Origin of the sequence: Streptomyces sp. NRRL WC-3742 (assembly GCF_000720635.1) — a bacterium.
GTDB lineage: Bacteria > Actinomycetota > Actinomycetes > Streptomycetales > Streptomycetaceae > Kitasatospora.
Genome location: NZ_JOCF01000072.1, coordinates 15171 through 41128, shown reverse-complemented (window position 1 = coordinate 41128; position 25958 = coordinate 15171). Strand labels below are relative to the sequence as shown.

The window sequence follows — 25958 nt, the reverse complement described above, 5'->3', positions numbered from 1 at the left end:
GGGTGCGCCGGTGGCCCCGGCGCTCGGGGTGGCGCCCGGCGTCGCGGGGGCGCCGCTGGTGCCGCCGCTCGGCGAGGCGGTGGAGGAGGCGGCACCGGAGGGGGCGGCGCCGGGCGGGGTGGCCTTGCAGCCCTCCTGCTTGGCCATCGCCGCGCCCAGGTCACCGCTGCGCAGCTTGCTCTGCGCCTGGGTGGACAGTTTGGCCAGCCCCTGCACCTGGTCGCCCACGCTCTTCAGCCCGTCCGCGAACTTGGACTGGTCGTTGGTGGGCAGCCCGTCCAGCTTCTTCTGGACGTCCAGGTAGCCGTCGCCCGCCTTCTTCAGCTCGTCGACGGTGTCCTTCTGCAGCTTGTCGCCGTCGCTCACCTTGGGTGCCCCGGCGGCCTCGATGGCGGCCGCGAGGTCCTGGTTGGTCTTGGCGAGCCGCCCGATGTCCGTCGAGAGCCGCTTCTTCAGGTCGGCGGGGGCCTCGCCGGTCTTCACCTGGGCCGTGTCCGCGAGCGCGGCCTGCGCCTGGGCGATCGGGTCCTTGGCCGCACCGCAGACGTTCGCCGCCCAGGACTCCAGCTGCTTGCTGTTGTCGTCGCCGCAGGCGACGGCGCCGAACGCGAGCAGCACGCCGAGCGCGGGTACGGTCAGCAGTCGCTTGTTCACCGGGAGAAGCCTTTCGGTTCGGTCGTGTCGGTCGTCGAACCTACACGGCCGCCCTCACCGCCCCGGTTCCCGGCGACTACGGCTGCTTCCCGACATTCCCGTACTTCCCGGCCGGTCGGCCAGTCGGCCCTCAGACCGCGACGGAGGCGACCGAGACCGGCCAGCTCATCCGGATCAGCCCGCCGACCGCGCCGTTGGTGACCTCCAGGTCCTCCACCAGACCCGTGATCACGGCGAGCCCCAGGGCGTCCTCGTCCGGGTCACCGCCCTGGGCGTCGTCGGGGGCCGGAACGGCGACGGGGCCCGCCTCGTCCTCGACCTCGATGAGGAAACGCTTCTCCTGATCGGTCAGAGCGACCCGTACCGCGCCGGTGATGCCACCGCGCTGGTGCAGGCCGACCGCCCGCGAGCACGCCTCGCCGACCGCGAGGCGCACCTCGTCGAGCACCGACTCGTCGACCCCGGCCCGTCTGGCGACGGCCGCGGCGACCAACCGAGCCGTCCGCACGTGCTCGGGAAGCGCGCTGAATCGAAGTTCGACGGTTGCCATCTCTCCCCCTCGGGGTGCTCCGGCCTGGGGCCGGGCGGGTGCGGCCCCGGAGGGCCGGCCGAACCGGCCCCGGGGCGACCGGGAAGGCCGGAGCCGTACGGGCCCCGGCTCCCCGGACGCATGGAACGGGAAGGGCCGGCCACGAGGGCCGGCCCGACCGCGTCAGTCGGTCGCGTTGACCGCGTCGTCCACCGAGGTGTGGATCGGGAAGACCTTGGTCAGGCCGGTAATACGGAAGATCTTCAGGATGCGCTCCTGGTTGCACACCAGGCGCAGCGAGCCCTCATGGGCACGCACTCGCTTCAGACCGCCCACCAGCACGCCGAGGCCGGTCGAGTCGAGGAAGTCCACACCCTCCATGTCGACGACGAGGTGGTACTTGCCGTCGTTGACGAGCTCGACCAGCTGCTCGCGCAGCTTCGGGGCGGTGTACACATCGATCTCGCCGCCAACCTCGACGACCGTACGATCGCCGACTGCGCGGGTCGACAGGGACAGGTCCACGGAACCTCCAGCACCTTGCCTTGCTACGTCATGTGCGATCCTCGGCCGGACGGCCGCAACCGCATGGTCGCGAGCCCGGGCGCGCCCAGCCATCGCGTGACAAGCCTCAGCGCTGCGACCCACGGCCATACGGCCGTCACGGCCACATTCAACCACCTGCGACCATGCCCGCACGATGGCTTACGACGATTCTCTGTCACGCCGGTGACACACTGGGTCCCCATGCCGCCCCGACACAGCCTGCCCGAGGCACTGCTCACGACCCTGTCCACCAGCCGGGGGCGGTCCGACCGGCTCACCCATACGGAGCACCTTCCCGCCCGCCCTGCGCGTTATGCGCCATGGCCCGACTCGATCCGACCGGAGATCGTCGAAGCCGCGCACGCCGTGGGCGTGGAACAGCCCTGGGCACACCAGGCGGAGGCGATGAACCTGGCCAAAACCGGCCAGACTGTGGTGATCGCCACAGGCACCGCCTCGGGCAAGTCGCTGGGCTACCTGGCACCGGTGCTCAGCGATCTGCTGGACGGCACCGAGGCCCGCAACGGCCGCGGCGCCACCGCGCTCTACCTGGCCCCGACCAAGGCGCTCGCCGCCGACCAGCGCCGCCGCGCCGCCGAACTCGCCCCACCCAGGGTCCGCGCCGCCCTGTACGACGGCGACACCCCGTTCGAGGAGCGCGAGTGGGTCCGCCAGTACGCGTCCTACGTGCTCACCAATCCGGACATGCTGCACCGGGGCATCCTCCCGGCGCACGCCCGTTGGGCCTCCTTCCTGAAGGTCCTGCGCTACGTGGTCGTCGACGAGTGCCACAGCTACCGGGGCGTGTTCGGCTCACACGTCGCCCAGGTGCTGCGGCGGCTGCGCCGCATCTGCGCCCGCTACGGTTCGTCACCCACCTTCCTGCTCGCCTCCGCCACCACCGCCGACCCGGCCGTCACCGCCCGGCGCCTGACGGGCCTGCCGGCGCAGGCGGTCACCGAGGACGCCTCGCCGCGGGGGCCGATGGTGTTCGGCCTCTGGGAGCCGCCGCTGACCGAGAACGTCGGCGAGCACGGCGCCCCGGTGCGCCGCACGGCCACCGCCGAGGCCGCGCACCTGCTGACCGACCTGGTCGAACGGCAGACCCGCACCGTCGTGTTCGTCCGCTCCCGCCGCGCCGCCGAACTCGTCGCCCTGCAGGCCCAGGACCAGCTCGGCCGACCGCTCGCCGAACGGGTCGCCGCCTACCGCGGCGGCTACCTCGCCGACGAACGCCGGGCCCTGGAGCGCGATCTGCACTCCGGCCGACTGCTCGGCCTCGCCTCCACCTCCGCTCTCGAACTGGGCGTCGACGTCTCCGGCCTCGACGCCGTCCTGATGGCCGGCTACCCCGGCACCCGGGCCTCGCTGTGGCAGCAGGCGGGCCGGGCCGGGCGCGAGGCCCAGGGCGCCCTGGCCGTCCTGATCGCCCGCGACGACCCGCTGGACACCTACCTGGTGCACCACCCGGAGGCGCTGTTCGCGACGCCCGTCGAGGCCACCGTGCTCGACCCCGACAACCCGCACGTGCTCGCCCCGCACCTGTGCGCGGCCGCCGCCGAACTCCCGCTCACCGACGCCGACCTGGACCTGTTCGGGCCCTCGACCGCGCCACTGCTGCCCGTCCTGGAACGGCGGGGCCTGCTGCGCCGGCGAGGCGACGGCTCCTGGTACTGGACGCGCCGGGAGCGCGCGGCCGACGCCGTGGACCTGCGTGGCAGCGGCGGCAGCCCGGTCCAGATCGTCGAGGCCGACACCGGCCGACTGCTCGGCACGGTGGACGCGGCGGCCTCCCACACGACCGTCCACACCGGGGCCGTCCACCTCCACCAGGGCCGGACCTACCTCGTCCGGGAGCTCGACCTGGAGAACTCCGTCGCCCTCGTCGAACCGGCCGACCCGCCGTACACCACGGCCGCCCGGGACATCACCTCCATCTCCGTCCTCGACACCGACACCACCGTCCCCTGGGGCGAAGCCCTGCTGAGCTTCGGCTCCGTGGAGGTGGTCAACCAGGTGGTCGGCTACCTCCGGAAGCGGATCTCCACCGGGGAGATCATGGGCGAGAGCAAGCTCGACCTGCCTCCCCGCACCCTGCGCACCCGGGCGGTCTGGTGGTCCGTCACCGAGGACCAGCTGCTCGACGCGAACCTCCCGCTCGACCAGCTGCCCGGCGCCGCCCACGCCGCCGAGCACGCCTCGATCGGCCTGCTGCCGCTGTTCGCCACCTGCGACCGGTGGGACATCGGCGGTGTCTCCGTGCCCCTGCACCCCGATACCGGGCTGCCGACCGTGTTCGTCTACGACGGCCACCCGGGCGGGGCCGGCTTCGCCGAACGCGGCTTCCGCCGGGCCGTCCAGTGGCTGACCGCCACCCGCCAGGCGATCGCCTCCTGCGAGTGCGAGCGCGGCTGCCCGTCCTGCGTCCAGTCGCCCAAGTGCGGCAACGGGAACGACCCGCTGGACAAGGCGGCCGCCGTCCTCCTGCTGGACGTCCTGCTCGCGGGAGCCCCCAAGGCGTCCGACGAACGCGACGAGCGCAACGATCCAGATGAACCGGAGGCACCTGGGGCATCTGGGGCACCCGGGACACCGGGCGGTTCATGAGCCCACCGCCGCCCCGCCGAGGCCGTCCTCGGCGGCGGTGACCGGAGCCCGCAGCGGACCGGCCCGGGCCCTCGCCCTGGCCGGGCCGACCGGCAGGCGCAGCGGCAGCCCCCGGACCCGCACCTCGGCCACCACCTCGACCGCGTCCGCCGGCCGGTCCACCGCGCAGGAGACCAGCGCGGCGCCCTGGGCCCCGGCGATGACCGCGGCCCGCGCGCAGCCGCCGTCCGCGTCCAGCAGCAGCCGGTCCGCCGCGGCGAGGGCCGCCAGATCGGCGGCCGACTCGGCCCGGTGCCGTGCCGCGACCACCGCGCCGACCGCGAGGGTCCCCGCGAACACCGCCGTGCCCAGCATCGCCAGTGCGAGCAGCCAGACCGTCGCGGACCCGGCGTCCGCCCCGTACCCGCCCGCCGCAGCGGCCCGGACCGTACGGGCTCGCGCCCACCGCCGGATCACCGCCGCCCACCTCCTCCCGCTCCCGTCACCTCACCCGGTCAACACGTCCTCCCTCGCGGCTACGGCGGACGCACCCACCCGGACGGCGAGCAGACCACCGAGCCGCCCCGGCGCACCGCAGGACGCCTCCACCTCGACCCGTACGGTGTCGGCCGCCGTCGCCACCTGAACCCGCGCCCCCGGAGGCCCGGCCGCGGCGGCGAGTTCGGCGGCGTTCGCATCGCCCCGCGCCGCCGCCCTGGCACCGACCCGGGCCGCGTCCACGCAGCGGATCTGCGCGGCCGCCGCGAGCACGCCCCAGATCAACATCGCGGCGAGCAGGACGAGCGCGGGCAGGGCCACCGCCGTCTCCGCGGTGACGAAGCCCGCATCGCCCCGCCGCGCCCGCATCACCCGGCTAGGTCGCATGGAGCGCCCGTTCCAGGGTCTCGGTCAGCGCGCCCATCACCGCCGTGCTGGTCACCACCTTGTAGAGCCCGGCGGCCAGGGCGCACGCCCCATCTGTTATCTAGTGCTGTCAACTAAGCCTGCAGATCAGCGGGCTGAGGCCATGTAATCCAAGTAAGGCAAGTTGCGGGGCGTGATCCGCCGCACGGCCGCTCGATCATCGGCCTTCGGCCGATCCGGCAGTGCCGCGCCCGCTTCGCTACACCAGGCCGGACGGCGGGGTGATTGCCCTTCCGCCGGGCGTGTTGGGCTTCCAGCCGCGCGGAAGCCCCGGCACGGGCTCCTCCGGACCCCGCCCGCGCCGGATTCGACCTGGGGCGGGCGTTGGTCAGCTGGCGAGGGCTTCGCCGAGCCTGGCGTGGGCCGTCCCGGAGAGCGTCAGGTGGAGTGCTTCGGCCCGGGAGCGTACGAGGCCGTCGCGGTAGGCGTCGGGGAGCCGCTGCCAGACGCCGGCCGCCATGTCGGCCGCCGCGGTGGGGTCGCCGTCCGTGCTCAGGCACATCGCGGTGTCCATGGCCAGCAGGGCGCGGGTCATCACGGAGGCGGACTGGGTGAGGGCGAGTGCGGCTTCCTGTTCCGCGTACGCCTCGCGGGTGTTGCCCATGAGGGTGAATGCCTGGGAGAGGTGGACGTGGTGCTTCTGGAGCGGGTAGCCGAACCAGGTGTCGGCGGCCTGGGCGGTGTCCAGGTGCCCGGCGATGGTCCGGGCGTCGGCGACCGCACGGAGTGCGCCTTGGTGATCGCCGAGGGAGGCGAGTGCCCGTGCGGCGACCGCTGCGGCCAGTGCGGCGGCGGCGGTGGGGGCGGTGCCGGCTTCGGTGCGGGCGCGGGTGGCCAGTGCGGCGGCGGCGCCGGGGGCGCCGTAGTTGAGCGGGACCATGGCGTGCCGGGCCAGGACCCAGGCCAGCATGTGCCGGTCGCCGGACTCCTGGGCGGCCCGCTCGGCGGTGGCGAACCAGCCGTGTGAGTCGCGCTGGTCGCCCCGGTCGTGCTGGATGATCGCGACGAGGCCGGTGATCCCGGCGGCGGTGCGGGCCAGGTCCGCGCGGGCGTCGGCGGGGTGGGGCCGGCTCAGGACGTCGCGCAGGAGGTCGAGGTCGGCGCGCATCTGTGTGAGGACGACACCCGGCGGGCGCCCGTGGTAGCCGCCCCGGTGGCGCTCGAACGCCCCGTCGAGGTAGGCGAGATCGCCTGCGTCGGACCCGGAGAGGCCGGCGTTGATGCCTTGCCGGGCCTCCGCGATGCCGGGCAGGGCAGCAGCTCCTGTCGCTGCGGCTGCCACACCGAGAAACTGCCGTCGCTTCACCGTCGTTCCCTCTTCCCCGCTGCTGCCGGCCGCCCGCTGTCGCCTGCGCCAGCGCCTGGACACCTTGACGGCCAGGGCGATCTCCTCCACCGACCGCCCGTATCCGTCAGCCAGCAGCTGGTACCACTTCGGGATGGGCAGCCGGCGCTCGGTCTCCCAGCGCTTCAGGTTCTCCGGGTCGAACCACGCGCCTCCGTGGGCCTTCTGTAAGAGCAGGGCCTGTTCCTCGCGGGTGAGTTCGGCGGACTCCCGGATCTCCCTCAGCATGGCGCCGATGCCGTCTGGTGCCATCATGCCCGTCCCCCAAGCGTCTGACCTTCTGGTGCCCGATCCTGGCCCCCCTAAGCGGCCCCCCGCGCACAAAACGCACCCCCTGCTGGCACCACCGCCGGCAGTGCTGGCGGGAGTTGACTGTGTACCAGCCAGCCGGAGGGCCGGGCGAGAACAGTTCCTTCCCTCCGCGCGGCCTCCCCAAGCCCCCAGCTCCCGGCCCAACGCCCCGAAGGGTTCCTTCGACATGCGCGTGTGCAGCAGCAGCTTCTTCCTGGTCCGCGACCCCGCCGCCACCCCCGCCGCCCGCCGCAAGGTGAGGGCCCTGATCGCCGGCTGGGGCGTCCGGCTCGACGACGACACCCGGCTCGCGCTGGACACGGTCACCTCCGAGCTGGTGACCAACGCCGTCCGGCACACCCAGGCGCCGATGCTGACCGTCGCCGTCCACGTGGACGTGCGGCTGCGGCGGGCCCTGGTCGAGGTCTACGACGGCTCGACCGCGCTGCCCAGGCGCCGCCGGGCCGGTGCGACCGGGGAGAGCGGCCGGGGGCTGGAGCTGGTCGAGCACTTCGCCCTGGCCCACGGGAGCGAGCGGACCGAACGGGGCAAGCGGGTCTGGGCGGAGTGCGCCCTGCCCGAACAGCCGGTGACCCGGCGCCAGCTCATGGCCGCCTCGCGCCGGGCGGTGCGAGGCGCCCTGCGCGCGCTCCCGCGCCCCGGCCGCTCCCCGATACGGCCGTTCGCGCCCGGCACCACCCGCTACCGCGCCGCCGCGTGAGCCGGCCCCGCATACCCGCCTTGAAGGGATCGGACCCGATGACCAGTGTGACCAGCGCGGACGGAATCCTCGGCCGCCGAGGACTGCGGACCGGCGTCAAGTGGTCCACGCCCGCCGCCGCCCGCGCCCGTGCCGCCCAGCTCGTCGCCGAGCACCGCGCCCGCCACCAGGAGATCGTGCGCAACCCGCACCTGGGCGCCGAGTGGGCTCGCGAGGCGGTCCGCGCCCCGAAGCTGCTGGCCGCCGTCCAGGACGTCATCGGACCGGACGTCGCGGTGGAGAACACCTTCCTCGTGGTGAAGTGGCCCCACCGCGCCTTCGAGGTCCCCTGGCACCAGGACGGCATCGACACCCGGGTCGAACTCGACCCCGACCGTTCCGTCTCCGCCTGGCTGGCCGTCAGCGACGCCACCGTCGACAACGGCTGCCTGCACGCCGTCTTCGGCTCCCAGCACTTCGGCTACCTGCCGTTCTCCTCGGAGGACGAGCACGGTGCCGAACGCGGCCGGGCCGACCAGGCCACCGGCTTCACCTACGACGCCTCGACCGCGCTGCCGCTTCGCGCGGGCACCGCCCTGCTGATGGACAGCCGCCTGCTGCACCGCTCCGGCACCAACACGAGCGACGGCGCCCGCGTCGGCCTGAACATCCGCTACGTCGCCCCCGGCGGCGTCCTGCGGCGCGACCCCCAGAGCCCCAGCCCCGACCCGGTCGCCGGGACGGGCTGGTAGCACCACCCAAGGGATCAACACCCCAGCGAGAGGAGCACAACACCGTGACCATCCTCGAAGAGATCGCCACCCGCGAGGACCTGGTGACCCGGGTCCGCGTCCTGACCGGGGAGGACGCCGACGCGGCCCGCCGCGCGGACAAGACCCCGATCGCCAAGTCCGACTGCACCTACTACTGCCCCGACGCGGCCACCGCCGAGCGGTGCATCCAGTCCCTGCGCGAGTCCGACGAGCGCCTGCGCAACCGCCCCGAGGAGCTCATGCTCTGGGACTGGCAGTGCACCTACTGGGAGGCCGAGCCCGGCAACCCCAACGGCGGCGGCACCGTCCTGCTCGGCGTCGCCTGGTACGACCAGGCGTTCTTCGACGACCGGCGCGACGCCTGGTTCGGCGCCATGCACCAGCGGATCTACAAGGACCTCGGCATCCCGCTGGAGGACATCACCGTCACCCACTGGCAGCTGCTCGCGAGCTGACCTGAGCACCACCAGCACACCGGCCGGGCCCCGCGATGCGGGGCCCGGCCCGTGCCTGGGCTCAGTCGCGGGCCGCCAGTTCCGGCACCGGCAGGGCCTCCGGCAGCGGACGGCGCCCCCGCACCAGGGCCAGCACCAGCACAGCCCCCGCCCCGCCGGCCACGACGACGGCCAGGCCGCCGCCCAGGAACGCGGCCCTCGGCCCGGTGGCGGCCAGCGCGGGGACGAACAGCATCGAGACCGTCCCGCAGGTGCGGATCACGGTCAGGTCCACCGTCAGCAGCCGCCTGCGGGCGGCCGGAGGGAACAGCGCGAAGTGCGTGGACAGCGCGATCTGCAGGAACGGCGACACCGCCCCCGACAGCACGGACAGCGCCAGCAGCACCGGCAGCGACCCGGCCAGCCCTGTGCCGGCCAGCACCAGCCCGGACACGGCCCAGGCCCCGCAGTACACCGCCGTCAGCGGCGCCGGCAGTCGCACGTTCCCGGCCACCAGGTTCCCGGCCAGGGCCCCGGCGCCGGTGCAGGCCAGCACCGCCGCGTAGGCGGAGGCCCCGGCGCCGAGGCGGGCGGCCAGCAGGGCGGGCATCGCCAGCGACACCGCCCCGGCGAAGATCCCGATCCCGTGCACGGCCAGCACCACCCCGGTGTCCGGGTGGGTCCGCACCAGCGACCAGGCGCTCTGCCGCACCCCCGCCGCGTGCGACCCGGCCTGCGGGGCGGCAGCGGCGGGCCGGGTGCGGGCGGCCAGCAGCACCAGGGCGAGGGCCGAGACGGCGAAGGTCGCCGCGTCCACCCAGAACAGCCCGGCCAGTGGCATCACCGCCAGCAGCAGTCCGGCGGCCCCCGGTCCGGCGATCCGGGCGATCCGGCCGGTCAGGTCCATCAGCCCGCTGACGGCCTGGATCTCGCCCGGCCGGACCAGGTCCGGCACCATTGCGCCGAGGTTCGGGTCGAACAGGGCCCCGCCGATCCCTAGCAGGGCGGCCGAGGTGATCAGTCCGACCGTGCCGAACTCGGCCCACGCCCACGGCAGCGCGGCCACCAGGACCAGCCGCACCGCGTCCACCGCCGCCAGGGCCCGAAGCGAGACGAACCGGTCCATCACCCGGCGCCCGACCGTGCCGAGCACGATGTAGGGCAGGGACTCGGCGACGGCCACCAGGCCCATCGCCCCGGCACCCGCGTGCTCCCAGGCCATCCACATCACGGCCATGGCGTACAGGCGGTCGCCGAACACCGACGCCGTCTGCGCTCCCCACAGCAGAAGCACAGGCCCGCGCCGCAGCAACCGCACGTATCGCATGATCCACTCCGCCCCGGGAAGCACGAAGTCCCGGCAGCGGGCCGCCACCGGGAACTCCCCACACCCTAGGGCAACTTGAAGCCCCACCGCCGCAGGCGCCCCGGGCGCGGACGCCCGCCTGCGGCGGCCACACCCGCCACTCGCCCCCGGCCCCGGACTCCGGCAGGCTGGCCACCAGGACACCCGCCGGAGAACAGCCCTCCCGGAAGGACCCCAGTGCACCCCCTGATCACCGAACTCGGCCTGGACGGCGAAGCGAAGCTCCTGCACGAGCGACGCGGCACCACCTTCTTCAAGGTCGGCGACACCGCCTTGAAGATCACCAGCGGCCTGATGGCCGGCCGCGAAGGCGAGGTGCTGGCCGCCCTCGGAGCCGACCACTACCGGGCCCACGGCCGCTACGGGGAGGGCACCTGGCTGACCATGCGGTGGATCGACGGCACCAGCCTGTGGGACGCCCTGGAACCCGCCCACCGCGGCGGCGACACCCCCGCCGCCCGCCGCTCGATCCTCACCGCCGCCGCCGGGGCCGCCGAAGCGCTCGCCGAGCTGCACGCCGCCGGCTGGACGCACGGCGACCTCCAGCCCGACCACGTCGTCTTCGAGGACGGCGCCGTGCGGATCATCGACCTGGCCTGTGCCCAGGGGCCCGTCCCGGTGCCGTTCTACGTCCACCGCGGCGGCCTGGCCCACACCACCGCCCCTGAGATCGCCGCCCTGATCATCGGCACCGACGACCACATCACCACCACGCCCGAGGCGGACGTGTGGTCGCTGGCCGCCTCCCTGTTCTGGTCCTGGACCCGCACCCCGCCCACCGACTACCGCGACCCCCAGGCCCGCCGCCCCGACCTCCTGGCCGACACGGCGGCGGGCCGCTCGCACGACGTCGCCGCCGTCCGACCCTGGGCCTTTCCCGCCTTCGAGGACGCCCTGCAGGCCGGCCTCGCCCACGACCCCGGCAGGCGGCCCTCCGCCCGCGAGCTTGCCCGGTCGCTCCGCGCCACCCTCACCGAGAGCGCCCGGGCCGGCGAATAGCGGTCCGGCCTGGCCCTTAGCCCGACAACGCATTCACTCGAAAGGATGAACCTCTCGCGAGCGTTCCAGCTTGACACCGCTGGTGGCGGCTAACGGTCAGTCAACTAATCATTCCAATCGAGCGGTTGGCCGGATCTTGGTCATGCGTTCATATGATTACGATGCGTGCCCGTCCGAGTTGATCTCTGATGGGACCATGGCATGACCTACACCGATGAGGACGTCCGCGAAGGCCGCCGGCTGATGGACCAAGGACGCGATAACCGGCTGGCGATCGGCGACAAGCTGCTGGCCGTCGCCGGGCTGAACAGCGACAGCGTCTTCGAGGAGTTCTGCGGCCGGATCGGGCTCGCGCCCTTCACCGGGCGCGAGTACCGCCACACCGCCCGCATGGCCACCCCGGCGATCCGGCAGCTGATCGCCGAAGGCAGCGTGCACGTCAGCTACAGCACACTGCGTGAGGGCGCCCGGCCCAGGCCCGGCGGCATACCGGCGGACGAGGGCTGGACCAAGCTCCGCGCCCTGCTGAAGGAGGCCCGCGAGACCGGCCGCGACCGCGTCACCCACGCGGCCTACCAGCAGGTCCTGGGCACCGCGCCCGCCCTCAAGGACCTGGTGGACCCGGGCACCGGGGACTCGACCAAGCTCATGGCCTACCTGGGCGGCCTGAGCGGCGGCGAGCGGGAGAACATCGTGTGCTCGCTGCTGGCCGACGACGCGACCTTGCGAAAGTCGGTCCGCCGGACGATCGATGCCCAGAACCGCCGGGACCGCGACCGCGACCACCTGGACGGCGCCGAGCCGCCCGCGCAGTGGATGCCGCTCGCCCGGGACCTGGTGCAGCTCGGCGACCAGGCCAGCGGTTTCGTGAACCGCCACCCCTCCGCCCAGCTGGTCGAACAGCAGCTGCCCGCCGCCCGGGAGGCGCTGGTCAAGCTGGAACTGGCCACCGCCTGGATCACGATGCGGCTCGGCAGCACGGCGAAGCCCGCGCGCGGGCGCCGTCCGGCGAAGGTCGCGGTGGCGGTGTGACGCCGCCTGCTGTCGAGGAGAACGACGACGGCCTGGACGCCGACCTCGCCGAGTTCGCCCGGCACAACCGCGGCGGGGGCTGGGCCCTGGCCCTGCTGGTCGTGCGCCGAGTCGAGTTGGACGCCGGCCACGGCGTCACGATCGAGCAGCGTACGAAACGATTCGACGGAAGCGTTTACCGTCAGCTCAGCGCGCGGGAGTTCGCGCGTCGCACGGGCACCGGCGCGAAGCGGGTCAAGGCCCTGCTGGATGCGTGGGGCCGGGCGGCAGCGGACGGGCTCGTGCCACCGGTGGCCGCCGTCGCCTCGGGCGAGTACGTGGAGCTTCCCGACGAGGCGGAGGTGCCGTTCTACGGCGAGAACGGCTTCTACAGGAGCTACGAGGCCCGAATGGGCAAGGGCGAGCGCCGTGACGCCCTTGAGGCGGAGGCCGAGCGGGTCGGGGTGAGCCCGGCCAGCACGGTCGACGTCGCCCGGCACCCGAAGGCCGTCAAGGCCGCGGTCATCGCAGACACAGCGACCCGCAACGCGGCCATAGAGGGCGTCGCCGAGCACAGGCGCCGCGAGGCCGAGGCCCAGGACGCAGTGGACCGGCAGGCCGCTCAGGCGGTCGCCGACCGGCACGCCCGGGAACTCGACGGCCGGGCCGGCACCTGGTCGCCGGAGGGTGACGGCGAGGTGATGGACGCCGCCGCCGCTGCCGCCGCTGTGCGGGTCGCCGCCGAGCCGGGCGAGGCGGACGCCGCTCTGCAGGTCTTCAACGAGTTGGCCCAGGTCCGGTTGGGGACGCTGCGGGTGCTGTCGCTGCTGCAGCGGCACCCCGTCCAGTTCACCGGCGACCGGGGCAGGACGATCACCGAGCTGTGCGAGGCGACGAAGGCCGCCGTCGACTTCATCCGGGACCTGGCGGCCAGCCCGTACGCGGTCCTGGACGACGCCGCGCTGAGGGCGTTCATCGAGGAAAGCGAGAAGCTGGGGTGAGCCGGGCCGAGGACAGGCCGCCGACCAGGGCCGAGCAGGACGCCGTGGACGTGCTGATGTGGCTGTACGCGCGGGCCGGCAAGGAGGTGTCCTACGCGGACATCTCGGCCGGCGTCGGCCTGCCGGTCGCCAGCCGGCTGCGGGCGGCGGTCCGCCGGGCCCGCGTGGCCGCCGCGGTGGACGGCCACCGGCTGGAGCAGTTCATGCGCTCCAAGGACCCGCTGCGGCGCGGGGCGACGGTGACACGCTTCCACCGTGCCGGACAGGGCGACGAGTTCGGCGCCCGGGACGCGCTGCTGGCCTGCCGAAAGAGCGTGGCGTCCATGGCCGAGATGCACCGCGCGTGCGCGTTCGAGGCGACCAACCCCAACAGCGTGGACGCCGACGCGTTCTCGAAGATGGCCGAGGTCGCGGACGGGGCGATGCGCATGGTCAGCGGTGTCGAGAAGCTCGGCAACAAGGCGATGAAGACCCAGCGGACCGTGAACAAGATGGCAGAGCGGATCGCCGACCTGGAGGCCGAGGTCATCGAGCTGAGGAACCGCCCGCCAGCAGCGAGTGCCTGACGGTGTCCGGGGCGCCGGTCGGCGCCCCGGACACCCGGGTCAGGAACTCCCGCCCGTGTTGACGGACTTGAAGATCCTCCGGTTGGCCTCCCGGACGGAGGTGAGCTGGTCCTGCGTCTCGGCGAGCTCGGCCCTCAGGTTGTCGCGCTCCACGCGGGCCTGGTCGCGTTCGTTCGCCATCCGCTCCAGGGCCGCGTGCAGCTCACGGACCCGCTCGGCGAGTTCCTTCGTCCCGCCGCTCTCCACCTGAGCGCCCAGCCCCCGCCGCACGGCCTCCTTGAGGCGGTCCCGCTCCTCGCGCAGGGCCTTGTTCTCCGCCCGCAGGAGCTCCAGGTCGGTGGCCACGCTCGCCGCCGAGGCCCCTGCCCCGGCCTGCTTGCGGCGGCGCTCGGTCCTCGCCTGGCCCTGCATCGCCGACTCGACGTACTCGCGCAGGCCCTCGGAGTAGACCAGCGTGTGGGACACCCCGGCCGCGCGGGCGACCGCACGGAAGGTGATCCGCTCGCCCCGGCCCTTCATCGCGTCGACCGCCGCCAGGACCTTGGCCCGCTTGACCTGGCTGTCCTTGTGGCGGAGCTCGCGCAGGACGTCGCCGGGCTGGCGGGCCGCCTTCCCGCTCACGCCCCGACCCCGTCCCGCGCACCGGGGAAGGTGGGCATCGGCAGCGCGACGCTCCCGCGCCCGGCCGTGCTCGCCCGCACCTTCCTGAGCACCGTGGATGCCTCCTCGACCTGGGCCCGCTCGTCCTCGTCCATGCCATCGAGTTGATCACGCATCCGGGCGGTCACCTTCTTGTAGGCGGCGATCTCGTTGTCGAACCCGGCGACGACCCACTCCGCCGCGTCCATCGCCAGCGCGACCTCGCGGTCGGTCATCAGGGCGCGGATCTGGTCCTCGACGGCGTGCAGGTAGGACGGGTCGGGCCGGTAGTGCCCGCAGCCGGCGCACTGGAACCTGATCGGGCACGCCTGGCCGCCAGCCTTCACGTTGGACGCCTCGGTGCAGTTGCCGAACGGCACCGACACCGACCGGGCCTCGTAGGCGGTCGCCGACGACAGCGGCGCGGGATTGCCGAGCCAGTCGGTGGCATGCACCCGCATGATGTTGACGGCTTCGCGCTTGCGCTTGGCACTGATCCGATAGTAACCCTGAGTAGTCGCCAGCGAGCGGTGATCCATCAATTCCCGCAGCAGATCGGGGTGGATGCCCTGGTCGGCGTGACGCTGAGCATACGAGTGGCGGAAAGCGTACGGGAAGATCAGGGACCGGTCGAAGGGCAGGAGGGTGCCGTCCCTGCCGATCTCCTCGCCCTCGATGACCTCGATGCTGTCGGCCCACTTGCGGATGAAGTTGGCGACGTGTTCGGGCAGCAGGTGCCGCAGGAGCCCGTTCTCGCCGGTCGGCGGGAACAGGTACCGGTCGGCGCCGGTGGGCAGGTCGATGGTCTCGCGGACCTCCAGCCATGCCTGGATGGCCCGCGCGGTCTCACTCGCGATCGGCAGGTTGCGGCGGAGCCGCTTGGCCTTGCGGTTGTCCCAGATCAGGCCCCAGTCGCCCTTCTCCTGCTTGAGGCAGGTGACCCGCAGCTCGGCGATCTCGTACGGGCGGCGCCCGGTGTCGCGCAGGAGCTGGTAGACGGCGGTGCACATCGCCTTGACCTGCTCGGGGGTCATCCGGCCGTGGGTGACGTCCTGGCCGAGCAGGTGGATGTTGGCGTTGAGCTGGCGCATCACCGTGTCCGGCAGGGCCTTGCCGGCCTCGTCCTCGTCCGTCTCCTCGACGGCGATCACGTGGGTGCTGTGGCGGGCGAAGTACGCGGACATGCCGTCGAGGTAGCCGGCCGCGCGGCTGTGGTCGAGGACCCTGAAGAAGAACGACAGCAGGGCGCTACGGGCCTTGTTGCCCATCGGCTGGCCGTCCAGCTTCGGCAGCACGCGGAACGCGTCGACCACCGCGTTCATGTCGGCGAAGCCCAGCTGGGCCATGTCCGTTCCGCCGCCCGGCCGCAGGTCCAGCGCGCGGGCGGCGGTGCAGCACGCCCGGTGGGCCCGCCGGACCTCGCCGGTGGTCGGCTTCGTGTCATCGACCCAGGAGACCAGGACCTGCCGCAACCACGGCTGCTTGAGCTCGGTCAGGTCGAGGTTCCCGCTGCGGCTGGTCCGGCCGCCCCGCTTGCCCCGAACCCCGAGCTCGGCCATGTCCAGCACCGGCAGCTCGGCCGGGACGACCCCCTGGAAGCGCGCGAACGCGGCCGTCACCACCCGGTGGGTCTCGCGGATCAGCGAGTCCACGTTGACGTGCGAGCGCCCCGGCAGCTGGTCGGCGGCGACAACGGTCAGGCTGTCGAAGGACTCCGCCAGGTAGGCGATCATCCGCCGCACCGCTAGCGGGTCGACCTTCTGCCCCCGCGCGTCGCGCTGCTGGAGCGCGTACAGCACCTCCAGCCGGGCCGCCGGGTGCAGCGGCGCCAGCGAGAACTGGTGAACCCGCAGGTAGGGGGCCTGGTGCTCCAGCCAGGAGGGCGGCACCGGGGCGCCGGTGTTCGAGGCGGGGTGCTGCCGGTAGCGCCGGCCGTGCTGGAAGCACAGGCCGTGCTGGCCCCGGCCGTCGTAGCGGCACCCGCGCACCCGGCAGGCCGGAACCGGATCGTACGGCCGCTGCCGTGCGACCCAGGCGTCCAACGGGGAGGACGGGTTGCGGTCGAGGTCCTTCTGCCGCAGCGAGGCGTGCGAGCTGCACAGCCCCCACAGGTGCGAATCGCGCGGGCAGTCCTGCACCCGGCACCGCAGCTGGACCCCGGTGACACTGCGGTCGCGCACCGGGACGAAGGTCGCCTTGAACTCCTTCAACAGCATCCCGCTGGCCTTGTGGGCCTTCCCGCACGCGGTGCACAGGCTCCTCGCGCTGGCCAACTGGTCGCAGGCCGCAACCCCGCAGCGGAACACCACCGTGCGCGGATTGTCGATGTCGCCGGTGAACACCAGCGTGGACGGATTCCACTCCAGCAGCCGCCAGTCGGCGGTGGTGTTCTCGCGCAACCACCCCGTCCAGCCGTCGACCAGGTCAGGATGCACACCGGTGGGCCTCGGCTCCTGCGGCGCGGCCTTGGACCGCTGGAGGGGAACGACGTTGCCGGTCGCGCTCACGCTGTGGTCTCCCTGAACTTGGCGGCCACCTTCTCGACCGCGTCACGTTTGTCCTGGTCAGTGGCGTGGGTGTAGCGGGCCATCGAGGCCGGGGACTGATGCCCCGCCATGTTCTGGGCCACGTCGGGTTTCACCCCGTTGCGCACCCAGCGGGTGATCGCCGAGTGCCTGAGCATGTGCGGCCGGGCCCGGAAGCCCGCCCGGGCGGCCAGCCGCTTGAACAGCTCGTAGGTGTTCGAGTACTTCATCGCGCTGCCCAGCGGCGCCCGGAACAGGTTGACGAACACCATGTCGCTGTCCATCGCCTCCGCCACCTCGTCCCGCTCGTAGCGGTAGTCGGTGTAGAGCGCGATCGACTCGTCGTCGACCGGAATCCACCGCGGCTGGACGGACTTCGCGTAGGCGCCGTTGCTGTTCACCCGGCGGCGCACGTGGACGTGCGCGTCCTTGACCTTGCAGCCCAGAGAGGACGAGTTCGGCAGGAAGTGCATGTCCTCGCGCCGCAGTCCCAGCGCCTCGCCGATCCGCATCCCGGTGACCGCCAGCAGCACGACCAGGAACCGGTCCCGGGCGTGGGTCGTGACCGCCACGATCTGGCTGATCTCGTCGTCCGTGAGCCACTCGTAACCGGGCACCGCCACGCGGAACTTGATCCGCCGGCCGTCGATGTGCCGCCGCTGGCCGTCCTCGCCCGGGTCGAAGCCCGCCGGGGCGAACCGCAGGAACCTGGGCTGCACCAGCTGGCTGGCCACCGCCTGCGGCACCCAGCCCTGCAGCGACGACCAGATCAGGAACTCCCCGATCGTGCCGATGATCGCGTTGGCCGTGCCCTCGTCCCGGTACCTCGGCTCGACCTCGGGCCGATGCCCGCGCGGCGGGAGCGGAACATCGACCAACCACCGCAACAAGGCGTGCAGTTGGGCCAGCGAGGGCCGCGTCCAGTCGACGCCGAACTCATGGCAGTACGACAGGTACAGGGCGATCCGCCCCGAGTAGGTCTTCCCCGTGTTCCACGACCGGCCCCCGTTGCGCAGGCCGGCCAGGTACGCGCACGCCTCGACATGGAGCTCGAACGACTCGTTGACGACCACCCAGAACGAGCTGCCGTCTGCGGAGATCGCGCGCTCGGCACGGAAGTGACGAGCCAGCATCGCTGACGTAGCCAACTTGCTTTAACACCCCCCGGATAGTTGTAAGCCAAGTAGAGATCACCCTACTTGGCTTACTTGCCTTACGACTGATTTCTACCCAAGATAACCAAAGTCCCCACTGCGTATTCCGCGGTGGTCATTCCGGCATCCGACCTCGACCGCCGACGGGCCGCCTGCCGCAACCACCCGGCACCGAACCTCGCCACCATCACCTCGGTCATGAATTCCTCCTTCTCTCCGATTGACGAACACCACGTCACATCGCTTCCGCGAAGCGGCTGGTGAGACCGACGACCACCGGCACGACCCCGATCAGAACGAAGGCCGGCAGGAAGCAGAGCCCCAGCGGGGCGGTGGCGAGCACCCCCGCCCGACGGACCCGGGTGTGGGCCGCACGGGCCGCCGCCGCCCGCTGCCCCTGGGCCAGGCCGATCAGCGGCCCGGCCGCCGGAGCCCCGCTGAGGCTCGTACGGATCAGGCAGCGGGCCAGCGGCTCCAGCGCGGGGTGCTGCTTCCCCAGCCGGTCCCAGCACAGCTCCGGCGGTGCCCCCAGGGCCAGTTCGGCCCCGATCGCCACCAGCCGGGGCCCCAGCGGGGCGTCCACGCTGCTCCCGACCGCCGAGACGGCCGCCGAGGGCGAGTCCGCCGAACCCAGGCAAGCCGCCAACAGCTCGGCCCCCAGGGGGAGTTGCAGGATCAGCAGCTCCTCCTCCCGAGCCGTCCTCCGATCGGTCGGCGAGCGTGCCCGGGCCGACCAGCGGTGCACACCCACCGCCACCAGCAGCCCGACTCCCGCTCCGGCTCCGCCACCGAGCAGCAGCGCCGCACCGAGCCCCGCCACGATCGCGAGCGCCACGCGCCGGCCACGCTCACCGCCCGCCCCGCCCGGCCGGGCCCGTTCCCGCACCTCCTTCCGTTCCGGCTGCCCTCCGAGCACCCGCCGCCGCCTCGCCCGCCCCCGCGACGAGGCCGACACCCACACCGCGACCACCGTCAAGCAGCCGATGGCCGCCCAACCCACCCCCCGCATCACCCCGGCCTCACCACCGCTCCGGGCGCCCGCACCCGCGAAAGCCCGCAGCCCTCACCTCCCGCAGCGCCCGGGCGAGCAGGGACCTCCGACCCGCCCCTGGCGGCGGCCCGAACGATCCGGCCCGTCCACAGCACGCCCAGGCCCTCCAGCACCGCCCCCGCCGCGAGGCAGCCCAGCCCGACGGGCGTGTGCAGCAGGACCTCCAGCGGACGGGCCCCGAGTGCCGCACCCAGGAGCAGCCCCGCGCCGGGCAGGGCCGCCAGCACGGCGATGGTGGCCCGGGGGCCGGCCAACTCCCCGGCGATCTCCTCCGCCAGCGCCCGCTCGCCGCGCAGCGCCTCCGCGACCCGGTCCAGCGCGGCGGCCAGCCCCGACCCGCCGTCCGAGGCCACCCGCCAGCAGGCCGCGATCGCCGACGCCCCGCTCCCGCCCGGGAGTTCGGCGAGCAGTTGGAACGCCGCGGGCACGTCCCCGCCGTACCGGCCGGCCGCCAGCCGCGCCACCGGCTCCTCGCCGAGCCTGCGCAGCCCCCGCGGATCGGCCGCGAGGCGCGCGGTGACCAGGTGCAGCGCCTGCTCGGGCGTCGCCCCGCCCCGCAGCTCCCCGGCCAACGCGACGCACAGCTCCACCACGGCCGCCGCGCGCCGCCCGGCCTCCACCGCCAGGCGCCGCCGCTGCCGCCACCTGCGCAGCGGCAGCACGGCCAGCGCCGCAGCCACCGCGGGCACCGGGGAGGCGGTGGCCCACCACCCGGCCAAACCGGCCGGCAGGAGCAGCAGTTCAGGCGCCAGGGCTGTCAGGGAAGCCAAGGAGGTCGGGGAGGTCGGGGAGGCCAGAGAGCCGCGCGGCGGCCGCAACCTGCCCCGCCGAACCGCCCAGGCGCCGGAGTCCGGCGGCCCACCACCGCCGACCACCAACCGAAAACGCCTGCCTCCCGGCAGCTGCCTCTGAACCGCGCACCATCCGGCCACGGCAATCACACACAGCACCGCAGACCACCAGACAGCCATCTGACTCTGCGTCACCCGACCCACCTCCGCTTCCACCGAAGACACCGGACCCTTCGCACCGCACACGACACCGCCGGCCCCCCGAGAGCGACCTGACGATCAGTCATACCTTTCGCCTCCACACTCACCGCCTTCTCCTGCCCCAGGCCCCGAGCAGGGCCATCGCACCCACGGCGCACCCGATCAGCAGCAGGACGAAGGCGAGCTCCGCCGCCCGCGTCCGCGCGCCCGCCAGCCCGGCCACAGCGGCCGTCACCGTGACCGTCACGGCGGCCCCTTGCCCAGCTGCACCCCGCGCGCCGCCAGCAGCCCCACCAGCCGCTGCCAGCCCGGCCCGGGCACCATGCCGCCCGCCGCCGGGAAGGCGACCGCCTCGGTGGTGACGGCCAGCCCGGCGCCGTCGCCCGACAGCGTGTGGATCTCCGCCACCCGGCGCCGCCCCGAGCCCGGTTCGCGGGCCACGTGCACCACCACGTCGAGCGCGGCGCGCAGTTGGCTGTGCAGGGCGGGGCGGTCGAGCCCCGCCAGCGAGCCGAGGGCCTCCAGCCGCACCGGAACGTCCGCCGCCGTGTTGGCGTGGACCGTGCCCGTGCCTCCTTCGTGTCCTGTGTTCAGGGCCGCCAGCAGGTCCGAGACCTCGGCCCCGCGCACCTCGCCGATCACCAGCCGGTCCGGGCGCATCCGCAGCGCCTGCCGGACGAGGTCCCGCAGGGTGAGCTCGCCCAGCCCCTCCTGGTTCGGGGGCCTGCTCTGCAGCCGGACCACGTGCGGGTGGGCCGGTCGCAGTTCGGCCGAGTCCTCGACCACGACGATCCGTTCCTCCGGCCCGACCAGGCCGAGCAACGCTGCCAGGAGGGTCGTCTTCCCCGAGCCGGTGCCCCCGCTGACCAGCAGCGACAGCCGTGACCGCACGATGCCGGCCAGCAGGCCGGCGCCCTCCGGCGGCAGGGCGCCGCCCGCCACCAGTTCGTCGAGCGTGAAGGGCCTCGGTCGGCACACCCGCAGCGAGATGTGCGTGCAGTCCGCCGCGATGGGCGGCAGCACGGCGTGCAGCCTGGTGCCGTCCGGCAGCCGGGCGTCCACCCAGGGCCGGGCGTCGTCCAGCCGCCGCCCGGCGGCGGTGGCCAGCCGGTGGGCCAGCCGGCGCACCGCCTCGGCGTCGGTGAAGCGGACTCCGGTGGCCCGGTGCAGACCGCCGCCACGGTCGACCCACACCTCGTCCGGACCGTTCACCAGCACGTCGGTGACGTCGGGCGCCGCCAGCAGCCGCTCCAGCGGGCCCGCACCCACCAGTTCGGCGCGCAGCGAGCGCACGGTGTCCAGCAGTTCGTCCCCGCCGAGCGGGGGCCTGTTGGCCCTCAGCACGGCCGCGACCGAGCCCGCCGTCGGCGCGGCCCCGGACTCGGCCAGCCGCAGCCGCACCGCGTCCACCAGCTCCGCCGTCCGCTCCTCGCTCGCCGTCCGGCCGTACGGGCAGGGCCCGTGCGCGGCCTCGGACGCCACACCGAGCGGCGACCCGGGCAACGGCACACCGGGCAGCGGCACGCTCCTGAGCGGACGGTGCTCCCGCGCACCGTCGCCCGCGGCGGGCGCCCCGCCCCGTACGGGTGTCCTCCTCAGACGGACCATCAGTACACACCTCCTCCCACCGCCGGCACCGGCGGCAGCACTTCGTTCAGGAAGGTCGCGCAGAAGCGCGCCAGCGGCCCCGTGTCCCGGCTGCCGGGCGGGACGCCCTTGTCGACGTCCCCGGCCAGTCCGGGCTCCGGTTCCAGCTCCCCCGCGAGCTCCAGCCGCAGCCCCCGGGCGATCCGGCGCGCGGGGAGCCCCGAGGCGCGCACGGGACGGATCACGGCCCGGACGTCCCCGAGCCGCATCCGGGCCGCCGCCGCGACCCGGTCGGCGGCCGCGACCGCCCGCAGTTCGGCCGGCACCACCAGCAGCGCCAGGTCGGCCTGCTCCAGCGCCTGCCCGGCGGCCTCGTCGAGATGGCGGGGCACGTCGACCACGACCAGCCCGCCGCGCCGCCTGGAGGCGGCCAGCACGCTGCGCATGGCCTGCGGCGGCACCGTGAGGGTGTCCCCTCGGTCCCAGGACAGGCAGGAGAGCGTGGAGAGCCGTTTGAGCGCGGGCAGCGCCCGGGCCAGCTCGGCCCCGCTGACCCGGCCGCGTGAGCTCGCGAGGTCGGGCCAGCGCAGTCCTCGGACCGTCTCGCCGCCGAGCAGGATGTCCAGGCCGCCGCCCAGCGGGTCGCCGTCGATGAGCATCGCCCGGCGGCCCGTACGCGCGGCCGTGACCGCGAGGGCGCAGGCCAGCGTGGAGGCCCCGGCGCCGCCCCGGCCGCCGAGGACGGCCACGGTGACCGCCGGCGAGCCGACGCCCTCGGCCGCGTCGGCGATCCGGTCGAGCAGCCAGGATTCGGCGTCGGGCAGGAACAGCACGTGCTCGGCGCCGAGTTGGACGGCTCTGACCCACACCCCGGGGTCGTCGAGGTCCAGCCCGAGCAACAGCACTCCGGCCCGCCGCTCCAGTCCGGCGCAGTGCTGGGCCTGGTCGTCCCCGACCAGGACCAGCGGGGCGCCGGCCCAGTGCTCGCGCGTCGGCGGTGCGCCGCGGATCAGCCTGGGCTCCGTCCCGGCGGCCGCGCAGAGCCGCAGCAGGTGCTCGGCCAGGCCCTCGTCCTCGGTGACGACGAGCGGCCCTACGGGCCCGGGGCCCCCGGCGGTGACGTGGTCGGCGATCGGCGTCGACATGGTGACTCCCCTCCGCGCCGCCGCCCCGCGAGGGGCCGACGGCGCACGTCGGACGGTTCCGGCGGACGGTCGCCAGGCAGGGCCCGGGGGAGGATGAAGGGGTTGGGGCCGTGCCCGGCGACCGCCGCCGACGACCACGGTGGGGGGAGATGCGGAATCCGTCAGCGGCGTTCCGATTCCCTGTGGATAACCCATGTGCCGAATGGCCAAGCGTTCACCCGGGCGGGGGGCTAATCGGTGAAGAAATTGACGATCGAGGATCACGGAGATGAACCGCGGGCCCCCGCGGCCCGTTAACGGGACACCGGACATCCACTCCGAACGCCGCAGGAAGACCGTCGGGATGCTCCGGGCACGTCCCTTCGGGGACGGGAAAGCATCGATCGGAACCGGCCGCGCGACGTGCGTCACATCACATCGATCGACGACGCAGAGTGACGAAACGAGGGACGCCGACCAGGGTGTCGACACCCCCCGTACACCGCCGGCGGCGACAGACCCAGCCACCCGCGCGAAGCCGTTCAGGCCCTGAAAATGGCCCCGGACGTGCGACGACCCCCGCCGGGGGGGAGAGCGGGGGTCGTCTATCCACAGCCCGACTCGGGGGGGAGGAGCCGGACCGGGTTAGCACGGTCGCGAACGATCCGTGACTTCCATGGTGTACCCGAGCGGCCAGAAACACAAACCCGCACGCCCGGGAGTACGCCGAATGGAGGGCTGTTTTGTGGCTCCCTCTATCCTCGGTTCCCGTGGACACCACCGAGAACGCCGACGACCGCGCCGACGACTCCCCGGGCGAGACCACCGGGCCCGAGCAGTTCCGCCCGCCCGTCCGCCCGAGGCCGGCGGGCCCGCGCACGGCGGCCTTCTTCGACCTCGACAAGACCATCATCGCCAAGTCCAGCGCCCTGGCGTTCAGCCGCCCCTTCTACCAGGGGGGCCTGATCAACCGTCGGGGCGTGCTGCGCAGCGCCTACGCCCAGTTCGTCTTCCTGGTCGGCGGCGCGGACCACGACCAGATGGAGAAGATGCGGGAGTACCTCTCCTCGCTCACCCGGGGCTGGAACGTCCAGCAGGTCCGCGAGATCGTCGCCGAGACCCTGCACAACCTGATCGACCCGATCATCTACGACGAGGCCGCCTCACTGATCGAGCAGCACCACGCGGCGGGACGGGACGTGGTGATCGTCAGCAGTTCCGGCTCCGAGGTGGTCGAGCCGATCGGCGCGCTGCTCGGCGCGGACCACGTGATCGCCACCCGGCTCAAGGTCGAGAACGGCTGCTACACCGGCGAGATCGAGTACTACGCCTACGCCGAGAACAAGGCCGCCGCCATCCGGGAGTTGGCCGCCTCGGAGGGCTACGACCTGGCCTCCTCCTACGCCTACAGCGACTCCTCCACCGACCTGCCGCTACTGGAGGCGGTGGGCCACCCGTCCGCCGTGAACCCCGACCGCGCGCTGCGGAAGGAGGCGCAGGCCCGGGAGTGGCCGGTGCTGGTCTTCGACCGGCCGGTGCAACTGCGGCGCCGGCTCCCGGAGTTCTCGGCCCCGAGCGGTTCGGTGCTGACGGCGGTGGCGGTCGGGGCGGCCGCGGTGACGGCCGGGGTGATCTGGTACCTGGCCCGGCGGCGCCGCCCGGCGGCCTGAGACCCGGGCCCGGGGCGGGACACGCCCGTCCACATCCTCAAAAGGTCACAAAACGGGCAATCGCCGCTTAGTTCACCTTTCGGGTTCCCCTTTCGCCCGAAACGCGATACAAATGAAGCACGGCCCGCGAGACCCGGTCAGGACCGAAGAGGTCGAACCGACAACGCAGTTAAGGCCCCACGGACCGCGTGCAGATAGCCGAGCACCCACATGCAGCCGACCCGCTGTCGGGCCGCCGGACCAGACGAACGGGCAGGATCCCCGTCTGATCGGCACTTCCGGTGCATGCTTGGTCACCCGACATCTGCACCAGCGGCGGCACCCGGCAGGATCAGGTGCCGCCGCATTCACGTGCGCGACCCGGCGACCCGCAGGCGCGACCGACGTGCGCCGGGGGCCGGGGGCCGGATCAGACCATGCCGCGCTGCATCGCCTCGCAGACCGCGGTGGACTCCCGGACGCCGAGCCGCAGCGCGGCGCCGCAGTGGGCGATCCAGGCCGCCATCCCCTGCGGCGTGCCGGACAGGTAGCCCGCGAGGGCCTGCCGATAGGCCCCGGTGCCGAGTTCGGCGAGGCCGACCTCGGCCGGGCAGATCGACTTCGGGTCGAGGCCCTCGGCGATCAGCACGATCCGCTGGGCGGCCCGCGCGATCACCCCGTTGTACGAGCCGAACGGGCGCAGCGCGAGCAGTTCGCCGTGCACCACCGAGGCCACCACCAGGGCGGGTGTGCCGACGCCCTGGCCCTCGGCGCGGGCCACCAGCAGCCGGGAGAGCTGGTCGAGCCGGGCCGCGACCTCCTCCGCGCCGGGCGCGGGCGGCAGTACGGGCAGCGGGCCGGCCACGGGCTCCACGGAGACGCTCTCGACGGGCTGGAGCTCGAGGGGGAACAGGTCCTCGACCCCCTCCCCCGCCTTGCGCGGGCGGCCCGCGCCCGCGCCCGGGTCGCCGTCGCCGACGGCGAGCAGGTGCAGCCGGGCCAGCACCTGGAGCGGCGAGTGGCGCCAGATGCTGAGCAGCTGGCCCGCCTCGGCGGCGATGCGCAGGGCGGCGCCGACGGTCCGGGCCTCGGGGTCGGCGCTGAAGTCGCTGCGGCGCCGGACCTCCTCCAGCGGCCAGTCGGCACCGGCCAGGGCCGCCGAGGCGCGGGCTCCGCGCAGTGCGGACTCGGAGGTGACCTCGGCCGCTCGGCGGCGCATCACCCGGTGGCCGTAGAGCCGGTCGACGGCCTTGCGCACCTCGGCCACGGCGTCGGGCACCCCGGGGAGCTGGGCCAGCGGGGCGAGGGGATCAGTTCCAGTGCTCACCTACCCGAGAGTAATGAACGGGTCGCCCCTCCCGGAACAGCAACCCCGCATCACCCGTTAGAGGCAATCCTCACTTCCCTCCCCCGGTGACACCCAAACCCCGGATAGCATGACGCCTAACGGAGACGATAACGATTTCCAATTAGGGGCGCAGCCTCCGCTTGCGGCCCCTGAGCAGGCGGCCC

At 73.6% G+C, this 25958-nt stretch carries 27 protein-coding genes; 9 read left to right on the top strand and 18 right to left on the bottom strand.

The genetic code is table 11. The annotated features are described in order from the left end of the window. The 3 genes from IH61_RS0132060 to bldG all read right to left on the bottom strand — a co-directional run. Positions 1 to 654, bottom strand: a 654-nt coding sequence (locus tag IH61_RS0132060) for a hypothetical protein (RefSeq protein ID WP_031076329.1), incomplete at its 3' end; no start/stop codon positions are given. A gap of 130 nt (positions 655 to 784) precedes the next feature. After that, entirely contained in the window at positions 785 to 1204 is a 420-nt protein-coding gene (locus IH61_RS0132055) for an ATP-binding protein (RefSeq protein ID WP_031076326.1), read from the bottom strand. Positions 1205 to 1366: 162 nt separating this feature from the next. Then, entirely contained in the window at positions 1367 to 1708 is a 342-nt protein-coding gene (gene bldG / locus IH61_RS0132050) for an anti-sigma factor antagonist BldG (protein WP_031076324.1), read from the bottom strand. A 222-nt stretch (positions 1709 to 1930) separates the two neighbouring features. Between bldG and IH61_RS0132045 the strand changes: the two genes are divergently transcribed. Continuing rightward, on the top strand, positions 1931 to 4336 hold the full coding sequence (locus IH61_RS0132045) for a DEAD/DEAH box helicase (RefSeq protein ID WP_107057288.1): 2406 nt from the start codon (positions 1931 to 1933) through the stop codon (positions 4334 to 4336). On the opposite strand, the gene IH61_RS43435 is transcribed toward IH61_RS0132045, so the two are convergent. From IH61_RS43435 to IH61_RS0132030, 4 genes are all read right to left on the bottom strand, one after another. Then, positions 4331 to 4792, bottom strand: coding sequence for an Rv3654c family TadE-like protein (locus IH61_RS43435; RefSeq protein WP_078911552.1), 462 nt, complete (start codon positions 4790 to 4792; stop codon positions 4331 to 4333). The two genes, IH61_RS0132045 and IH61_RS43435, sit on opposite strands and share 6 nt — an antisense overlap. Before the next feature lie 30 nt (positions 4793 to 4822). After that, a complete protein-coding gene (locus tag IH61_RS0132035) occupies positions 4823 to 5200 on the bottom strand; it encodes a TadE family type IV pilus minor pilin (protein WP_031076318.1) in 378 nt (125 codons plus the stop codon). Further along, positions 5190 to 5255, bottom strand: coding sequence for a hypothetical protein (locus tag IH61_RS49130; protein WP_234327420.1), 66 nt, complete (start codon positions 5253 to 5255; stop codon positions 5190 to 5192). The genes IH61_RS0132035 and IH61_RS49130 overlap by 11 nt, the downstream gene beginning before the upstream one ends. 312 nt (positions 5256 to 5567) lie before the next feature. After that, positions 5568 to 6839: a helix-turn-helix domain-containing protein gene (locus IH61_RS0132030; RefSeq protein ID WP_234327419.1), complete on the bottom strand. Its 1272-nt coding sequence runs from the start codon at positions 6837 to 6839 to the stop codon at positions 5568 to 5570. A 223-nt stretch (positions 6840 to 7062) separates the two neighbouring features. On the opposite strand from IH61_RS0132030, the gene IH61_RS0132025 reads away from it, so the two are divergent. The 3 genes from IH61_RS0132025 to IH61_RS41840 are packed head-to-tail and all read left to right on the top strand — an operon-like array spanning position 7063 to position 8803. Next, complete coding sequence (locus tag IH61_RS0132025) at positions 7063 to 7596, top strand: ATP-binding protein (RefSeq protein ID WP_051838439.1); 534 nt, start codon at positions 7063 to 7065, stop codon at positions 7594 to 7596. A 38-nt stretch (positions 7597 to 7634) separates the two neighbouring features. Beyond that, positions 7635 to 8327, top strand: a complete 693-nt coding sequence (locus tag IH61_RS0132020) for a phytanoyl-CoA dioxygenase family protein (RefSeq protein WP_031076311.1) — start codon at positions 7635 to 7637, stop codon at positions 8325 to 8327. 44 nt (positions 8328 to 8371) lie between these two features. Beyond that, on the top strand, positions 8372 to 8803 hold the full coding sequence (locus IH61_RS41840) for a hypothetical protein (RefSeq protein ID WP_031076309.1): 432 nt from the start codon (positions 8372 to 8374) through the stop codon (positions 8801 to 8803). A 61-nt stretch (positions 8804 to 8864) separates the two neighbouring features. Here IH61_RS41840 and IH61_RS0132010 read toward each other — a convergent pair whose 3' ends face one another. After that, positions 8865 to 10109 (bottom strand): MFS transporter, encoded by a 1245-nt coding sequence (locus IH61_RS0132010; RefSeq protein ID WP_158845516.1) that lies wholly within the window; start codon positions 10107 to 10109, stop codon positions 8865 to 8867. 216 nt (positions 10110 to 10325) lie between these two features. Here IH61_RS0132010 and IH61_RS0132005 point away from each other — a divergent pair, with 216 nt between their 5' ends. The 4 genes from IH61_RS0132005 to IH61_RS0131990 all read left to right on the top strand — a co-directional run bounded on the left by IH61_RS0132005 (position 10326) and on the right by IH61_RS0131990 (position 13725). After that, positions 10326 to 11147: a protein kinase domain-containing protein gene (locus IH61_RS0132005; RefSeq protein ID WP_051838437.1), complete on the top strand. Its 822-nt coding sequence runs from the start codon at positions 10326 to 10328 to the stop codon at positions 11145 to 11147. Positions 11148 to 11348: 201 nt separating this feature from the next. After that, positions 11349 to 12179, top strand: coding sequence for a hypothetical protein (locus tag IH61_RS0132000; protein ID WP_031076302.1), 831 nt, complete (start codon positions 11349 to 11351; stop codon positions 12177 to 12179). Beyond that, positions 12176 to 13159 carry a hypothetical protein gene (locus tag IH61_RS0131995; protein ID WP_031076300.1) on the top strand — a complete coding sequence of 328 codons (984 nt, stop codon included), beginning with the start codon at positions 12176 to 12178 and terminating at the stop codon, positions 13157 to 13159. The genes IH61_RS0132000 and IH61_RS0131995 overlap by 4 nt, the downstream gene beginning before the upstream one ends. Further along, positions 13156 to 13725 (top strand): hypothetical protein, encoded by a 570-nt coding sequence (locus IH61_RS0131990; protein ID WP_031076298.1) that lies wholly within the window; start codon positions 13156 to 13158, stop codon positions 13723 to 13725. Before IH61_RS0131995 ends, IH61_RS0131990 begins: the two co-directional genes overlap by 4 nt. A gap of 39 nt (positions 13726 to 13764) precedes the next feature. Here the strand turns inward: IH61_RS0131990 and IH61_RS0131985 are convergent, their stop codons facing one another. The 9 genes from IH61_RS0131985 to ssd all read right to left on the bottom strand — a co-directional run bounded on the left by IH61_RS0131985 (position 13765) and on the right by ssd (position 22818). Further along, on the bottom strand, positions 13765 to 14346 hold the full coding sequence (locus tag IH61_RS0131985; protein WP_031076296.1) for a DUF6262 family protein: 582 nt from the start codon (positions 14344 to 14346) through the stop codon (positions 13765 to 13767). Beyond that, positions 14343 to 16871 (bottom strand): tyrosine-type recombinase/integrase, encoded by a 2529-nt coding sequence (locus IH61_RS0131980; protein WP_031076294.1) that lies wholly within the window; start codon positions 16869 to 16871, stop codon positions 14343 to 14345. Before IH61_RS0131980 ends, IH61_RS0131985 begins: the two co-directional genes overlap by 4 nt. Further along, positions 16868 to 18022, bottom strand: coding sequence for a tyrosine-type recombinase/integrase (locus IH61_RS0131975; protein WP_051838436.1), 1155 nt, complete (start codon positions 18020 to 18022; stop codon positions 16868 to 16870). The genes IH61_RS0131980 and IH61_RS0131975 overlap by 4 nt, the downstream gene beginning before the upstream one ends. Positions 18023 to 18102: 80 nt before the next feature. Further along, positions 18103 to 18231 (bottom strand): DUF4244 domain-containing protein, encoded by a 129-nt coding sequence (locus tag IH61_RS50430; protein ID WP_420714013.1) that lies wholly within the window; start codon positions 18229 to 18231, stop codon positions 18103 to 18105. Positions 18232 to 18278: 47 nt separating this feature from the next. Continuing rightward, positions 18279 to 18878, bottom strand: a complete 600-nt coding sequence (locus IH61_RS0131965) for a type II secretion system F family protein (protein ID WP_158845513.1) — start codon at positions 18876 to 18878, stop codon at positions 18279 to 18281. Between the two features lie 173 nt (positions 18879 to 19051). Next, positions 19052 to 19864 carry a type II secretion system F family protein gene (locus IH61_RS0131960; RefSeq protein WP_234327418.1) on the bottom strand — a complete coding sequence of 271 codons (813 nt, stop codon included), beginning with the start codon at positions 19862 to 19864 and terminating at the stop codon, positions 19052 to 19054. A 325-nt stretch (positions 19865 to 20189) separates the two neighbouring features. Further along, entirely contained in the window at positions 20190 to 20333 is a 144-nt protein-coding gene (locus IH61_RS47370) for a hypothetical protein (protein WP_158845510.1), read from the bottom strand. Further along, positions 20330 to 21694, bottom strand: a complete 1365-nt coding sequence (locus IH61_RS0131950) for a TadA family conjugal transfer-associated ATPase (protein WP_107057286.1) — start codon at positions 21692 to 21694, stop codon at positions 20330 to 20332. Before IH61_RS0131950 ends, IH61_RS47370 begins: the two co-directional genes overlap by 4 nt. After that, positions 21694 to 22818, bottom strand: coding sequence for a septum site-determining protein Ssd (ssd, locus tag IH61_RS0131945; RefSeq protein WP_031076284.1), 1125 nt, complete (start codon positions 22816 to 22818; stop codon positions 21694 to 21696). The genes IH61_RS0131950 and ssd overlap by 1 nt, the downstream gene beginning before the upstream one ends. Before the next feature lie 749 nt (positions 22819 to 23567). Between ssd and IH61_RS0131940 the strand changes: the two genes are divergently transcribed. Beyond that, the gene (locus tag IH61_RS0131940; RefSeq protein ID WP_078911551.1) at positions 23568 to 24467 is read left to right on the top strand and encodes an HAD family hydrolase; all 900 of its coding nucleotides are present in this window, start codon (positions 23568 to 23570) and stop codon (positions 24465 to 24467) included. 409 nt (positions 24468 to 24876) lie between these two features. On the opposite strand, the gene IH61_RS0131935 is transcribed toward IH61_RS0131940, so the two are convergent. Continuing rightward, complete coding sequence (locus IH61_RS0131935) at positions 24877 to 25773, bottom strand: hypothetical protein (protein ID WP_031076279.1); 897 nt, start codon at positions 25771 to 25773, stop codon at positions 24877 to 24879. Positions 25774 to 25958: the final 185 nt, after the last annotated feature.